Source organism: Bacillus sp. GMa5/1 (genome assembly GCF_050172015.1).
Lineage (GTDB): Bacteria > Bacillota > Bacilli > Bacillales > Bacillaceae_G > Bacillus_A > Bacillus_A cereus.
In genome coordinates this window covers 1-13,264 of the sequence record NZ_JBNLYC010000119.1, presented here as the reverse complement: position 1 = coordinate 13,264, position 13,264 = coordinate 1, and the positions used below count along the sequence as shown (strand labels likewise).

The window sequence follows — 13,264 nt, the reverse complement described above, 5'->3', positions numbered from 1 at the left end:
TATTTTTTTATGGTTTTTAAGCAATAAATACCTTCTTAACACCAAGTGTACAAGAAAAGAAGACATCTTAAGTGATGTCTTCTTTTCTTATATAATAACAACACAATAAAATTAAGATGGTTCAAGTGGGAGGAAGGCACCTTTGGGTATCTTTTCTTTGTCGAATTTGCCTAATAGGGGCAGCACCACATTGCTATCAAGTTAAAAATTTTTTCACCCAAAACAAAAAAACGAGCTGAATTCACATAAATAACTATGGAAGAAAACAAAAACTTGGGATTAAAGAACTTGTGATGTATGACTATATTGGCTGTTTTTATCCAGAAGGATACATGAATCCTGATTATACATTTGTATTTAATCATGAGGATATTGAAGGAATTATATTTGTAGGTTTTATAGATGAGGAAGAAGAGGCATTTGTAGGATTGCTTAATTGAATAGGATCTAGAAACAGGTAATCTTCAAATTTTGATAAAACTAGCAATCTCCACGCCGAAATTGGTTAAATTATAAGGGGGAAAAGCTGGTCACGAAAATGATGAAGAGATTACTATTTTCAAATCAGTTGGTTTGGCTGTAGTAGATACTATCGTTGCGAATTATTTGTATGAGAAAGTAGTGGAGCGTGGGATGGGATTGAGTTTTGAGGGACTGCCTTTTGGTGGTCTTTTTTGCATGAAATCTTGTAAAGCTAGAAAAAGTAGGATATTTAACGATTAGAATTGAATATTCATATTCTAATATTCAATAGAAAGATAAAACGTTTAAAAGTTCAGAATAATAGATTATAATGTGTTTAGTAAAATTAACCAATAAATATTTTGCTCATTATGTATTAAAGGGGAAATGAAAATGGCTGGACAAATTCGTATGTCACCAGAGGAGCTTAAATCGAAAGCGGCTCGATATGGACAAGGTGCAAATCAAATTGAGGACATTTTAAGTCAACTACAAAACTTGCAAAATGAATTAAGAGGAGAATGGGAAGGACGTGCTTTTGAAGGTTTTGACCAACAGTTCAATCAATTAAAGCCAAAGGTACAAAACTTTGCACAGCTATTACAAGAAATTAATATGCAGCTTAATAAAACTGCAGAGGCTGTTGCTTCTCATGATGAAGAATTATCACGTAATTTCGGTTTGAAATAAAAATTGTTTTACTCTATATAACAAGTATTTCAAATGAGCCATACAGCTTATATTGTATGGCTCATTTGATTGCATGCCTAGCGAGTGATATTGATAGGGATATATATTTAATGAGATTTCTTTGGTGCGTCTGGAAAACTTATAGAAAGGGTTTGAAAGAATGGGACAATTTCAAAGTAATTTACAAACAGCAACGCAAATTGCTACGAAAATGGGATCAGCCTCTGATAGGATTCAAAGTGCAACAAGTCGTTCTATAACAAAAGCGACGCGTACAACATTATCTGTTAACTTCAAAGCACAAGAAGCGAATCAGCAAGTTTTAGACTTGACGAAACAATTTTCCGCTGCCTTTCAACAAGCGGTTGATAATATTCATTCGGTATCTAATGAATTTGAGAGAATGGATAACGCACTTCACAACACTTTTCGCTAATGTGACAACCTACGTAAAGTAAAATAGTAGGAGGAAAAAGATGAGCCAAGATATTGAAAAACAAATTAATCAAGTAAATCAAAAGTTACGAAATGTATTTGAAGAACAGGACCGAAATCAATTCGCGATTCACATTCAGGAGCAAGCGGAAGCAGATTTTTATGAATGGAGAGGTCGAAACCATCGTTTGTTTGATCGAATTTTAGGAACTTGGCATGGTGATAGAGAAATGTCTCAGTTTTTTATGAATACATATCAAGAGGCACAACATATTGAACGAAAAGTCACATTTGAATTAGAAAACCAAAAAGAAACGTTGCTTAAAGAAAGACGAAACCTTAGTGATTTAGAAAACGACCTTTCCTATCAACAACAACAATTAGCGAGGGAGGTCAATGCATGAGCTTAAATATGTATTTAGGAGAAGTACAAGGCCAAACTCAAAGTATGAATGCTGTATGTAACGCTACTATTCAAGGTATGGAACAAGTCATTCAGTCAATTGATGCCTTTGCAATTGATACTGTGTTACAAGGGCAAACGTATAGCAGTGCAAAATCATTTTTTGTACAAACTTTTCGTCCTCTAGCACAAGGAATTATTTACTTATGTGAAGAACTAATCCGTCAGAATAATGCCTTTCCAAGTCAATTTCAATCACAGGTAGCTTCAACTGATGTTATTGAACAAGAAGTGTTAGAACAAATTCGAGAAATTGACCGAATGAAAACAAGTATGGAAGCTGTCAATCAAGCTATGCCAATTCCGGGTATGGATGCCATGGTAAATCTTTTTATTGTTATGAGGCAAAAACTGCAAGAAAAGCTGGATCATTTGTATCAATTCAATCAGACCTCTAGTAATAATTATAGTACAGCAATTCAATTAGCAGCGAGTATTGCTGCAGGTCTTGCGGAAGTCCAAAGTGGGAAAGGGTTTAGTGTTGTCAGCGGTACATTTAGTACGCAAGTATTGAACATGGGATGGACAACATCTATTCAAAAAATTACAGAAAAGAAAACTCATGAAGCTGATAAAATAGCACAGGCAGGAACTAAAAAAGATGATAAGGATAACATTAAATATTTTACAGGTAAAGCAGAATGGAAAGATGGAGATCGTGTTGGAGGAGTTTTAGAAGGTTCTGTGATTGATGGTAAGGAGCCTCTTGGTAATAACAGCGAGTGGAACATGAAAGCTTTATCTGGAAAAATAGATGTAAATGTGCCTTTTTCTTTTGATGCTGCTAAAGATGATTTAATGGCTGGAAATATTATTGGAGCAAAAATAGAGGGATCTGCTTTAGAAAACTCCTTTAAAATAACAAAAATAAAGGTTCCAATTACTACTTTTATTGGGCCCATTGGACCTATTAGGTTTACTCCGCAAGAGTTAACCATTACTCAAAAGTTTGGCGAAGCAAACTTTACAACAGGTGTGGATCAATATACATTAAAAATTGCATCGGAACTTACTGCTAACAAATATGAAGCAGAGTTAAATCTTTTTCATATCCCAGATTTCGTTCCATTTATAGGAGACCATGATGTAATAGCAAAAGGGGAATTAGGATTAGGTACATTCGGTTATAAAGTAAAGCTTGGAGCTGAAACCGGGGGATACTTCGGGGAAGAGTTTGGCCTTGGAGGATTTATCAAATTTGAAAAACCAAAGAAAGAGGAAAGCTGATATGCAAGCATTTAAAGTTGGAAAATTAGTCACATTCGTTGCAATTATAATACTTCTTGTAGTTGCTATTTTATCTCCTTACAGTTTATTTAAAAAGATTTATTTTATTATTGGGGTTCTTATTATTGGTGCAATTTCACTTGGTGCAAATAAATTTTTTGAACTGGTACATAGTAAATTTAACAAGAAATGATATTACCTATGTGATAGGGGAATTCAAAATATGAATAAATTGTTAAGGATTCTTACCATTGTTGGGGTACTTATTCCCCTTGTAGTAATATGTAATTTACCTGAAGCTTCTTCAAAAGAAAAAATCCTTTTTACAGTCATTCAATTATCTATTGGATTTGCTTTTATAATTATTTTAGAATTTATATTCAGATATAAAAAGAAAAAGGAGAGCAAATAAATGAAACTATTACCTATTGGCTCAGTTGTTAAACTAAAAGGTGTAGAACCAATCATTATGATTATCGGAAGAATGGTTATTTCAGCAGATAAACGTGATTTTGACTATGTAGGTGTTCCTTATCCAGTTGGTTATTTAGGTGATGAAAAAGTATTATGCTTTAATTGCGATAAGATTGTAGAAGAATTACACAGAGGTTACATGACTGAAAATGAATTGATATTACGTGAGAAATTGTTGAAAATATAGTTTTTTATTACAATTGAATTAAATACAAAACGTATCTAGTACACTATCTTTTTCTTCCTTACTGATGCCAATATATTTAAGTGTAATTTGTGAGGTGCTATGATTGAGTATTTCTTACAACATAGCGACATCTTTTGTTTATTTATAGAACCAATAGCCGAAGGTTTTGCGCATGGTGTGAGTCCTAATAGATTCGATACCGGCAAAATCTCCGGCTTTTTGAAATTTTTGATAAGCCTAGATCTTATTAATGGGGTGATCTTCTTTTCGAGAAGGGAATAATATTTCACAGAAGGTGTAAAATGGGATGTTGATTTAGATGGTGATGGTGAAGATGATAGTATTAAGGATATGGTGAAAACGAGCGCGAAAAAAACTTGGTCAACGGTAGCAGGGTGGTTTAATTAACATGAAAAAAAGTATAGATTTTAATAAGAAAGCTTTTGCACATTATATGGCTCTTTATCCTGTAAATGAAATAAGAGTCCACGTAATTGTCCTTGTCCTTTTGGGGGCAGACGTGTTTGTTCTTTTGCCTGCTTTTGCGAATCCTTTTCGATTACTCTATGTATATATAGTAACTCCTCCAGTTATTTTTTTAAATTTGTGGGCGATATTGATTGCTATCAATCCTCGGAAACGACAGTTACAATACACTCTATTTCGAGGAGTATATGGCGCCATATGTTCAGTCGGATTATTGGTTATAACTCAAAAATATGCTTATGAAGTGTTACAATTACAAACTCCCATCTATTTTATTCTTTCATTTGGTTTGTATGGTTTTGCTTTGTATCTTTTTTATAAAAATCATATTGAAAAACTTCAGGAACCAAGAAAAAAATCAAAATCATCGAAAGGAACTGGTGGTGTAAAAGTAGCAGCTATTGCAGCGGGATCGGGGCAGTTAATTGCTAATATAATTCTTAGCATTGCAACACAACAGATGGGTGCGATTGTATTTATGTGTGCATGCACAGTGTTTTCGTTTGGTTTGTTTTATATGATTATAGAACTCCATAAGTATTATTATTTACGGAAGCATATAGAAGATGGAGGGAAAATACGTATAGGCTTTTAAAGAGAATTTGTTGCATTTCAAGTATATAATCGCATTCTTCTTATGGAAGCCATTCACGAGGCTTATAGCAATAAAAGATGTATAGGTGGAAGGTTATATTCTGGTAAAACATCTCAAGGAATGGAAATTAGGTTTGTTCTTATTAATGGTAAGATTATAACTGTTTATCCAATGTATTAAAGAATGTGAGGTACTCAAAAATGAAAGTAACTACTCAGCCCATAGTTAAAAATGCAAGGCAATATGGAGGGGATTGTTAAGAAGCAATCCCCCTAAGTTTCAGATGAAATTAAATGATTGAATATTTACATTTAAATAATCGACTATTTATGCTTTAATATTTATATGTACATAACTGGAATGATTAGGAAATTATATTTAATATGTTTTAAGAAAGGGGAATGTTTTTTATATGGAAACTCCAGAAAATCAATTTAAACGTGCACTCAATCCTTGGTTTTCCATTTGGACAAAACCACGTGATACAATGAAAGAAATTTTTATATCCAAACCTAAGAATGTGTTTTTACTCATTTTATTAGGCTCATTCGTACAGACTTTAGATCGAGCATCTTCTAAAAATATGGCGGATTCAATAAGTAGTCCAGTTTCATTAATCTCAATGGTTATATTCGGTACCTTCGTTGCTTTCTTAATTTATTATTTTTTGCTACCAGCGTTATTTAATTGGGTGGCAAAAAAACTTGGTGGACAAGGTACCTTTGAGAAAACACGTTACTCAGTTGCCTATTCTTATATCCCTTACGTTTACTCTCTTATATTAGTTTGGGTGCCTTCATTTTTCTTGTTTGGGATAGAAAACTTTACGAGTGAGACACCGAAAATGGAGAGTAGCATAACTTTAACGATTTTGTTTCTTATTTTTGCCATAATTGATATAGTTATTGGAATTTGGACAATCATTATTTCCTTAAAATGTTTAGGAGAAGCACACCAATTTTCAGCATGGAAAGCATTATTAACAATAATAATATCCTTTATGATTATCATTCTTCCTTTGGTAATAATAGTATTTCTTATAGTAGGGGTTACAACTTTTTAATCATTTATTTGCCTCTTATTTATCCAAATGTTTTCTACGCGCTGTTAGTAATTGTTACAGGGTGAACAACCACATGATTCGGATGTTCCACTTGGCGAAGCGTATGACCTTTATGATCAAATTGATCGCCCGTTACGGCCTGTTTTTCTTATTATCAGTGTTAACAGGAATTTGTGAAGGCAAACTTGAAAATCAAAATATTAAACCATTAAAATCTTAGGGTAGCTGAGTAGATTGTCCTTGTTTGTCCCTTATTTTCCAATTGGAGGCTAATTATTACCAATTGGTTCTGTAGCTCTTATAGAAGAAATTAATCAACCTCTTATGATTTATGGAAGAAAGCAACAACAAGCTGATAATAAATTATGCGATTATGTTTCTTGTCCATATCCTCATGGTAATTTATCAAAAGAATATAATGTGTTTTTTAATCATAATCAAATAATTCATTTATTATTTAAGGGTTTCGAAACAGAGGATGAATTAGAATTAAGAAGTAAATTATCTGAGTTTTAGTGAAAATGGAGAAAATATAATATGGTTTTAGGAATTTCATATTCTGATATTTTTCGCATCATAATTATTGTTTTGGTTTTTTTCATTTTTTGGAGATTGAATACTTGGTATAATAAAAAATATAATGTTCCTAAGGTTTTTCAATGGTTTCCTAGAAGATGGGGAAAAAGAAAAGTTTCAGAGCATTTGTCTCAACTAGATAAAAAGTTAGAAGCTGAAGGTAAAGGTATCTGGGTTACAATCTATGCTATTGATTTGTACATTGTAACTATTCCTTGTACAGTAAAAAAATATAAATCTTAATACATATATGTTTATAAAAAAGACCTTTTATTTTAAAATAAAAGGTCTTTTTTATGATGATTGAAATAGTAATTTTAAGTGAATTAAATTTGAAATGTATCAAGAATATTATCTTTTTCTTCTTTATTAATTCCAATATATTTCAGGGGGATGTGTGGTGTGCTATGGTTAAGAATTTCTTGTAACATAGCAACATCTTTTATTTGTTTATAGAACCAATAGCCGAAGGTTTTTCGCATGGTGTGAGTACCAATGGATTCTACATTGGCAAAATCTCCGGCTTTTTGCAATTGTCGATAATACGTGTTTTTTCGTCATACAAAAACCCCTACATATAAGTAGAGGTTTTTAAATTATATCTTAATGAATTATGCCTTCTTAGATAAAGTAAATCGAGTTCAGATAAACGAAGATTATAGAATACATAATTTTAACTAGATTTATTATTAACTAAATTATCCCCACCACCAAGCTCCGCCTCAATCTGCGAAGTCTTCGATGACTCAGCCATACGCCAATACGTAATAAAGCTTATCGCGATACATCCGGCTACGTAGAAGTAGAATAGTGATTCCATTCCGATACTCTTTAGCCATAATGCGATGAACTCAGCTGTTCCGCCGAATATCGCAACGGTTAGTGCATATGGTAAACCTACGCCTAGTGCGCGAATTTCGGTCGGGAAGAGTTCTGCTTTTACAATTGCGTTAATAGAAGTGTAACCAGTAACGATGATGAGACCGACCATCATGAGTAAGAATGCTACGATTGGTTCTGTCGTTTTTTCCATGAAGAAGAAGATCGGTGCTGTTAGTAATGTTCCGAGAATACCGAATGCCATTAATAGTGGGCGGCGTCCAATTTTATCGGATAGTAGTCCTGCAATTGGTTGAAGTACGACGAAAATAAGTAGTGCGACAAAGTTAATCCAGCTTACAACTTCTTTCGGAAGACCGACTGTGTTTACCATGAACTTTTGTAAATATGTTGTGTACGTATAGAATGCGACAGTGCCTCCTAATGTTAGGCCGACTACTGTTAATACTGCTTTCGGGTGCTTCATAAGAGCGCGAACAGTTCCTGCGCTTTCGCGTTTTTGTGATTTTATGTTTGCGAATTGCTCTGATTCATCCATCGTGCGGCGAAGCCATAATACAGCTACTGCACCCATCGCTCCAATAATGAATGGAATACGCCATCCCCAAGCTTTCATATCTGGTTCGCTTAGTAATTGCTGAAGAACAATTTGAACGCCTAAAGCAACCATTTGTCCGGCAACGAGCGTTACATATTGGAAACTTGAATAAAAGCCGCGGCGACCACTACTAGCCATTTCAGATAAATACGTTGCGGAAGTTCCGTACTCTCCGCCGAGTGATAATCCTTGTAGTAAACGGGCAAGAACTAAAATAATTGGTGCCATAATACCGATGCTTTCGTAACTAGGTGTACAGGCGATAATTAAAGAACCACCGGCCATAACTGTAATCGAAAGCGTTAATGCTGCCCGGCGTCCGTGCCGATCTGCATAGCGTCCCATTAATAAACTTCCGATAGGGCGCATTAAAAACCCAACTGCGAAAATAGCTGCCGTGTTCAGTAACTGACTCGTTGGATCTCCTTTAGGAAAGAACTCTGCTGAGAAGTAAACAGCGAAAGCAGAGTAAACGTACCAGTCGTACCATTCAATTAAATTGCCGACAGAACCTTTGAAAATATTGCCGGCGACTCGATTAGATTTTGCTTGAGCCATAATAATTCCTCCTCTTGCTTATAAATAAAATGATAATTATGAAAGCGTGTTCATTATAGTTGAATTGTACTGTCTGTAAAATAAAATCTCAATATTATGACAATTTTATTCTTTTTGTACTTTATGTACATGGAGAGTTTTAATAGTTGCTTCCTTATTCGTTTTGTCATAATAATAGAAAAGGGAGATTGATAATTTAGAATATTTTATCAAAGGATATGAAGAATGAAGAAATCACGCAAAGTGTCATTGCAAACGAAAATAGTAAGCTTAATTATTACGTTAATTTTATTTGTTGTTCTCCTATTAGCAGGAATATTTGTTTACATTCAGTCCGTTGATACGAAGCGCCAAGTGGAGCAGCTAGCACTACAAACAGCCAAGTCGCTTTCTTTTATGCCAGCTATAAAAGATGCTTTTCAAAATAACGAGCATAAAAATACGATTCAATCCATTGCGGAACAAGTTCGTGAGCAAGCTGGTGCAGATACTGTCATTATAGAAGATCGCTTTGGGGTGACGTATTCCCATTCTAATTCGGAGTTAATTGGCACAAAGAGTAACAATCCATATAACTATGAAGCACTTACTTTTGGTGGCTATTATACGCTTGAAGGAAATGGTGAAAGTGGTCCTGCTTTAATGGCGAAGGCGCCCATTATTGTTCATAACGGAGACTACGATCAAGTCGTAGGCGTTGTGACAGTAGAGTTTTTAATAAAAGGTATTGAATCTAACATACTGAGCAGAACGAAAGAAATTATACTCTTTTCCTTAGCTGTATTAGTAGTCGGAATTATTGGCGGCATTCTTTTAGCACGTAGTATTCGTAAAGACACACTCGGTTTAGAGCCGAATGAAATTGCAGCGTTATACCGTGAAAGAAGTGCGATATTACTATCTATAAAAGAAGGAATTATAGCTATTGATCAAAACGGTTTTATTACGATGATGAACACCTCGGCAGAAGAAATGCTACATGTAAATTGTGATTATATGCAGCAACACATTTCAAAAGTTTTACCAGAATTTAATATGGAAAGAGTGCTAGAAAACGATCAAGAAATCGCGTTTCAAGATAAAGTGTTTATTTTAAATATGACACCGATACTTGAAAATAACAGTACGGTAGGAATTGTATGTAGTTTTAGAGATAAAACAGAACTGCAAAACCTTGTGAACACAATATCTGAGGTAAGAAAGTATTCTGAGGACTTACGCGCTCAAACGCATGAATTTACAAATAAACTTTTCGTCTTATCAGGATTACTTCAGTTAGGACATTACAAAGAGGCGATTGAATTTATCCAACAAGAATCTAATATTCATCAAAGCCAAAATCATATTTTATTCCATCAAATTCATGATGCAAAAGTACAAGCAATTTTATTAGGGAAAATCGGAACAGCATCTGAGAAGAAAATTGATTTTCATATTGAAGGAGATAGTGCGCTTCATCCGTTACCAGACCATATAAAAGTTTCGCACCTTATTACGATTCTTGGAAACATAATCGACAATGCATTTGATGCGGTGAGTACACAAGAGGAAAAGAATGTGTCCTTCTTTGTTACGGATATTGGGCACGATATTGTGTTTGAAGTGATAGATAGTGGGATAGGGATACCGGCAGAAAAAATCACGACTATTTTTCAAAAAGGATTTTCAACGAAAGGAAATGATCGTGGTTACGGACTAGCAAACGTGAAAGAAATGGTAGATCTACTAGGGGGAACAATTGAAATTCAAAACGAGAAAAATGGGGGAGCTATTTTTACAATTTACCTTCCGAAAACATTGAAAGAAAGTACATGACAAACAGGGGGATGGACATATGTTGAAGGTTGCAATTGCAGAAGATGATTTCCGCGTCGCGCAAATTCAGGAAGAGTTTTTATTAAAAATAAAGGATGTAAAAGTAATCGGAAAAGCATTGAACGCGAAAGAAACGATGGAACTACTACAAAAGGAAGAAATCGATTTACTTCTATTAGATAATTACTTACCAGATGGAATTGGAACTGACTTATTACCACAAATTCATGCTGACTTTCCAAATGTTGACGTCATTATGGTAACAGCGGCGAATGAAAACTATATGCTAGAAAAAGCAATTCGAAATGGCGTAAGCAATTACCTTATAAAACCGGTCACGTTAGAAAAATTCGTTCGCACCATTGAAGACTATAAAAGAAAGAAGCAATTATTACATAGTAACAATGAAGTAAATCAAGCACTCATCGATAACTTCTTCGGGACTTCGCAAACACAAGACATAAAAAACTTACCGACAGGTGTGGATCCGTTAACACTGCAAAAAGTGAAAGGGATTATAAAAGGATTTGAAGAGGGCATTACAATAGAAGAAATGGGAGAACAAATGGGGGCCTCGAGAACAACCGCAAGAAGATACTTGGAATACTTAGTAGCGACAAACGAATGCACAGTAGAGTACACATACGGCATTATCGGACGACCAGAACGAAAGTATCGCATAGGACGAGGACTATGAAAAAACGATTATTACTATGTATATGGATCATGACAGGAGTAATAGCTGGTTGTTCTTCGGAAAAAACGCAAACGAATAAAGTGAACATCGACAAATTAGAAATCGTTGCGCCAAACGTTCAAGGAGCAGGATGGGACTTAACAGCACGAGCGATGCAAAAAACGCTGACAGAAGAAAAAATCTTCACAAAACCAATCACAGTCACAAACAAAGTAGGTGGCAGCGGTGACGTCGGATGGAAATATACGAAACAAAAAGGCGGTCACGTACTCGCGATTAACTCAAGCTTACTTATAACGAACAACCTACTAGGCCACAGTAAACTAACATATAAAGACTTCACGCCGCTCGCGACACTCGCATCGGACTGGGAAGTCGTTGTTGTATCAAAAGACTCAAACATAGAAAATGCAAATGAACTAATGGAACAACTAAAACAAAACAAGAAAAACTTCAAAATCGGCGTCGCTCCAGGCCTAGGAAACGACGATCACCTATCATTCGTACAAGTAAGCAAAGCATTCGGCATAAACCCAGCCGAACTACAATTCTTCGTCTACGAAAACAAAGAAAAAATCATAAACGCCCTAACGAACAAACAAATAAACGCCGCAACTATGACCCTATCCGAAGCCGAAAAACAATACAAAGCCAGCAAAATAAAAATACTAGCCGTATCCGCACCAAAACGGCTAGACCGCCTACCAGAAATCCCAACCTGGAAAGAACAAGGAATCGACGTCATCTTCCAGCACTGGAAAGGTATTATGGGCCCGAAAGATATGACGGAGGAAGAGGTTGCTTATTGGGATGGTGTTATTAAAAGAATGGTGGAGAGTGAGAGTTGGAAGGGGGTTTTGAGGGAGAGGGGTTGGGAGAGTTTTTATAAGGGGAGTGGGGAGACGAAGGGGTTTTTGGAGGAGAGTAGTCAGGAGTATGGGGAGTTAGTGGGGGATTAAATCATACGGTTTGAAGTATGATTTTTCTTTTGTGAATAATTTGATTAAATGGTGGTAATTGTAATTTTTGTGACGGTGGGGGTAAAAGTGTTAGGTTAACTCATGATTGTATTGGTTAAATTAACAAGGCAAGTCGAGGATATTCGAGGTGATAAAACTTCTTTGATTATAAACAAGAATGATAAAAGATTAGACGTTGAAATTAAATTTTCACGTGAGCTTTGAACTTCTTAAGAATGTTTTTGAGGGGATTTATCGCTATGTGTACGGTAAAGAGAGGAGATTTTGGACCAGCAAGTGAATGTAATGCTTTCTTTTCACGGATTCCATTTGTGAATGTGACTAAATCAGCAGCTATTACATTTAATATATACTATTTTGACATGGACGGATTTATTGGTTGCTGTGAATTTATTGTTTTGTAGAATTTTACCCATATATAGTGGGAGCAATTCATTTAAAATTAAGTCTAATATATATGAATAAAAAGAAAATCGTGAATTCTCTTCAAAGGAAGATTCACGTTTTTTTGTTTTTGGAAAGGAATGATTAAAGGTAGTATTCAGGAAGAAGTATAAAAGAATTGAGTTAATGAGGGTGTAGTTGAAAAGTTAGGTAAAACATACTGCGCTTATTCTAAATCACCCCCAGCTTGTATCAATATGTCAAATCGAAATGTTTATAAAAAATAAAAAACTATACCCAGAAATTGAATTTCATTTAGGAGTAAAAGGAGGAGTGTATACAGTAAGAATAATCTTATAAAGAAAAGGAACAGAAACAAAAAAGATATAGAGGAACCTATATCTTATCAAAGTACTTTACACTAAACTGCTCAGCTTTTGCCAGCTGGTTTATAAGCTGGTTGTCAAACTCATCATCAAAATAATGATTTGTATAAAGCAGATCTATCTCTTGCAAAGGGAAGTTTAGCAGTTCGTTCAGCTGATTTTGATCATTATAGCTGTCTAAAAATACACCGATTATTTTATGAGTGGTTTCTAGATTTTTAATTGTTTTTTTTACATTTTCAATGGAATTTTCTACACTCTCATTTTTTTGTTGTCGGTAATAAAGCACTGTTTTTGACACTAGTCTAACCTCCCTAAATAGGGGTAATATAAAAAGAACTTAAAAAT

Annotated in this window: 17 protein-coding genes and 5 pseudogenes; 18 read left to right on the top strand and 4 right to left on the bottom strand. The window is 34.7% G+C overall.

The features are described 5' to 3' along the window. Positions 1-254: 254 nt before the first annotated feature. The 9 genes and pseudogenes from ACQGSG_RS21385 to ACQGSG_RS21345 form a co-directional block, all read left to right on the top strand. A pseudogene (locus ACQGSG_RS21385) lies at positions 255-440 on the top strand (DUF4176 domain-containing protein); the annotation flags it as partial. A 76-nt stretch (positions 441-516) separates the two neighbouring features. Continuing rightward, positions 517-639 (top strand): annotated as a pseudogene (locus tag ACQGSG_RS21380) (ornithine cyclodeaminase family protein); the annotation flags it as partial. A 216-nt stretch (positions 640-855) separates the two neighbouring features. Then, the gene (locus ACQGSG_RS21375; RefSeq protein WP_000918591.1) at positions 856-1,152 is read left to right on the top strand and encodes a WXG100 family type VII secretion target; all 297 of its coding nucleotides are present in this window, start codon (positions 856-858) and stop codon (positions 1,150-1,152) included. Between the two features lie 160 nt (positions 1,153-1,312). Further along, positions 1,313-1,588 (top strand): TIGR04197 family type VII secretion effector, encoded by a 276-nt coding sequence (locus tag ACQGSG_RS21370; protein ID WP_000529666.1) that lies wholly within the window; start codon positions 1,313-1,315, stop codon positions 1,586-1,588. 40 nt (positions 1,589-1,628) lie between these two features. Continuing rightward, positions 1,629-1,991, top strand: coding sequence for a DUF3958 family protein (locus tag ACQGSG_RS21365; protein ID WP_000076114.1), 363 nt, complete (start codon positions 1,629-1,631; stop codon positions 1,989-1,991). After that, positions 1,988-3,277: a T7SS effector LXG polymorphic toxin gene (locus ACQGSG_RS21360; protein ID WP_087966284.1), complete on the top strand. Its 1,290-nt coding sequence runs from the start codon at positions 1,988-1,990 to the stop codon at positions 3,275-3,277. The genes ACQGSG_RS21365 and ACQGSG_RS21360 overlap by 4 nt, the downstream gene beginning before the upstream one ends. A gap of 1 nt (position 3,278) precedes the next feature. Next, the gene (locus ACQGSG_RS21355; RefSeq protein ID WP_001147556.1) at positions 3,279-3,470 is read left to right on the top strand and encodes a hypothetical protein; all 192 of its coding nucleotides are present in this window, start codon (positions 3,279-3,281) and stop codon (positions 3,468-3,470) included. 30 nt (positions 3,471-3,500) lie between these two features. Beyond that, positions 3,501-3,689 carry a hypothetical protein gene (locus tag ACQGSG_RS21350; RefSeq protein WP_097999439.1) on the top strand — a complete coding sequence of 63 codons (189 nt, stop codon included), beginning with the start codon at positions 3,501-3,503 and terminating at the stop codon, positions 3,687-3,689. Beyond that, the gene (locus ACQGSG_RS21345) at positions 3,690-3,938 is read left to right on the top strand and encodes a DUF4176 domain-containing protein (RefSeq protein ID WP_000771613.1); all 249 of its coding nucleotides are present in this window, start codon (positions 3,690-3,692) and stop codon (positions 3,936-3,938) included. It abuts the gene before it with no gap. Between the two features lie 18 nt (positions 3,939-3,956). Here the strand turns inward: ACQGSG_RS21345 and ACQGSG_RS21340 are convergent. Next, a pseudogene (locus ACQGSG_RS21340) lies at positions 3,957-4,220 on the bottom strand (tyrosine-type recombinase/integrase); the annotation flags it as partial. A gap of 127 nt (positions 4,221-4,347) precedes the next feature. Between ACQGSG_RS21340 and ACQGSG_RS21335 the strand changes: the two are divergent. The 5 genes from ACQGSG_RS21335 (at position 4,348) to ACQGSG_RS21315 (ending at position 6,901) form a co-directional block, all read left to right on the top strand. Next, positions 4,348-5,019 carry a hypothetical protein gene (locus tag ACQGSG_RS21335; protein ID WP_214632127.1) on the top strand — a complete coding sequence of 224 codons (672 nt, stop codon included), beginning with the start codon at positions 4,348-4,350 and terminating at the stop codon, positions 5,017-5,019. Positions 5,020-5,061: 42 nt separating this feature from the next. After that, a complete protein-coding gene (locus ACQGSG_RS21330) occupies positions 5,062-5,199 on the top strand; it encodes an EndoU domain-containing protein (protein ID WP_074594973.1) in 138 nt (45 codons plus the stop codon). Between the two features lie 232 nt (positions 5,200-5,431). Next, positions 5,432-6,082: a Yip1 family protein gene (locus ACQGSG_RS21325; protein WP_000449722.1), complete on the top strand. Its 651-nt coding sequence runs from the start codon at positions 5,432-5,434 to the stop codon at positions 6,080-6,082. Positions 6,083-6,406: 324 nt separating this feature from the next. After that, on the top strand, positions 6,407-6,598 hold the full coding sequence (locus tag ACQGSG_RS21320; RefSeq protein WP_000639126.1) for a DUF4176 domain-containing protein: 192 nt from the start codon (positions 6,407-6,409) through the stop codon (positions 6,596-6,598). 21 nt (positions 6,599-6,619) lie between these two features. Then, complete coding sequence (locus ACQGSG_RS21315) at positions 6,620-6,901, top strand: hypothetical protein (RefSeq protein WP_000242739.1); 282 nt, start codon at positions 6,620-6,622, stop codon at positions 6,899-6,901. 83 nt (positions 6,902-6,984) lie between these two features. On the opposite strand, the pseudogene ACQGSG_RS21310 reads toward ACQGSG_RS21315, so the two are convergent. Further along, a pseudogene (locus tag ACQGSG_RS21310) lies at positions 6,985-7,200 on the bottom strand (tyrosine-type recombinase/integrase); the annotation flags it as partial. Between the two features lie 131 nt (positions 7,201-7,331). Then, complete coding sequence (locus tag ACQGSG_RS21305) at positions 7,332-8,654, bottom strand: MFS transporter (protein ID WP_065704752.1); 1,323 nt, start codon at positions 8,652-8,654, stop codon at positions 7,332-7,334. A gap of 225 nt (positions 8,655-8,879) precedes the next feature. On the opposite strand from ACQGSG_RS21305, the gene ACQGSG_RS21300 reads away from it, so the two are divergent. From ACQGSG_RS21300 to ACQGSG_RS21285, 4 genes and pseudogenes are all read left to right on the top strand, one after another. Then, entirely contained in the window at positions 8,880-10,469 is a 1,590-nt protein-coding gene (locus ACQGSG_RS21300) for a sensor histidine kinase (protein ID WP_325842745.1), read from the top strand. Between the two features lie 19 nt (positions 10,470-10,488). After that, complete coding sequence (locus ACQGSG_RS21295; protein WP_048567907.1) at positions 10,489-11,166, top strand: response regulator; 678 nt, start codon at positions 10,489-10,491, stop codon at positions 11,164-11,166. Then, on the top strand, positions 11,163-12,125 hold the full coding sequence (locus ACQGSG_RS21290) for a tripartite tricarboxylate transporter substrate binding protein (RefSeq protein WP_098605501.1): 963 nt from the start codon (positions 11,163-11,165) through the stop codon (positions 12,123-12,125). The genes ACQGSG_RS21295 and ACQGSG_RS21290 overlap by 4 nt, the downstream gene beginning before the upstream one ends. Before the next feature lie 102 nt (positions 12,126-12,227). After that, positions 12,228-12,508 (top strand): annotated as a pseudogene (locus ACQGSG_RS21285) (MrcB family domain-containing protein); the annotation flags it as partial. Between the two features lie 418 nt (positions 12,509-12,926). Here ACQGSG_RS21285 and ACQGSG_RS21280 read toward each other — a convergent pair. After that, positions 12,927-13,217: a hypothetical protein gene (locus ACQGSG_RS21280; RefSeq protein ID WP_098605502.1), complete on the bottom strand. Its 291-nt coding sequence runs from the start codon at positions 13,215-13,217 to the stop codon at positions 12,927-12,929. Between the last annotated feature and the right edge of the window lie 47 nt (positions 13,218-13,264).

Bases quoted from the DNA above. Each gene is read 5' to 3' on its own strand.
- ACQGSG_RS21375 (WP_000918591.1), top strand. From the start codon at position 856: ATGGCTGGACAAATTCGTATGTCACCAGAGGAGCTTAAATCGAAAGCG.
- ACQGSG_RS21370 (WP_000529666.1), top strand. From the start codon at position 1,313: ATGGGACAATTTCAAAGTAATTTACAAACAGCAACGCAAATTGCTACG.
- ACQGSG_RS21365 (WP_000076114.1), top strand. From the start codon at position 1,629: ATGAGCCAAGATATTGAAAAACAAATTAATCAAGTAAATCAAAAGTTA.
- ACQGSG_RS21360 (WP_087966284.1), top strand. From the start codon at position 1,988: ATGAGCTTAAATATGTATTTAGGAGAAGTACAAGGCCAAACTCAAAGT.
- ACQGSG_RS21355 (WP_001147556.1), top strand. From the start codon at position 3,279: ATGCAAGCATTTAAAGTTGGAAAATTAGTCACATTCGTTGCAATTATA.
- ACQGSG_RS21350 (WP_097999439.1), top strand. From the start codon at position 3,501: ATGAATAAATTGTTAAGGATTCTTACCATTGTTGGGGTACTTATTCCC.
- ACQGSG_RS21345 (WP_000771613.1), top strand. From the start codon at position 3,690: ATGAAACTATTACCTATTGGCTCAGTTGTTAAACTAAAAGGTGTAGAA.
- ACQGSG_RS21335 (WP_214632127.1), top strand. From the start codon at position 4,348: ATGAAAAAAAGTATAGATTTTAATAAGAAAGCTTTTGCACATTATATG.
- ACQGSG_RS21330 (WP_074594973.1), top strand. From the start codon at position 5,062: ATGGAAGCCATTCACGAGGCTTATAGCAATAAAAGATGTATAGGTGGA.
- ACQGSG_RS21325 (WP_000449722.1), top strand. From the start codon at position 5,432: ATGGAAACTCCAGAAAATCAATTTAAACGTGCACTCAATCCTTGGTTT.
- ACQGSG_RS21320 (WP_000639126.1), top strand. From the start codon at position 6,407: ATGATTTATGGAAGAAAGCAACAACAAGCTGATAATAAATTATGCGAT.
- ACQGSG_RS21315 (WP_000242739.1), top strand. From the start codon at position 6,620: ATGGTTTTAGGAATTTCATATTCTGATATTTTTCGCATCATAATTATT.
- ACQGSG_RS21305 (WP_065704752.1), bottom strand. From the start codon at position 8,654: ATGGCTCAAGCAAAATCTAATCGAGTCGCCGGCAATATTTTCAAAGGT.
- ACQGSG_RS21300 (WP_325842745.1), top strand. From the start codon at position 8,880: ATGAAGAAATCACGCAAAGTGTCATTGCAAACGAAAATAGTAAGCTTA.
- ACQGSG_RS21295 (WP_048567907.1), top strand. From the start codon at position 10,489: ATGTTGAAGGTTGCAATTGCAGAAGATGATTTCCGCGTCGCGCAAATT.
- ACQGSG_RS21290 (WP_098605501.1), top strand. From the start codon at position 11,163: ATGAAAAAACGATTATTACTATGTATATGGATCATGACAGGAGTAATA.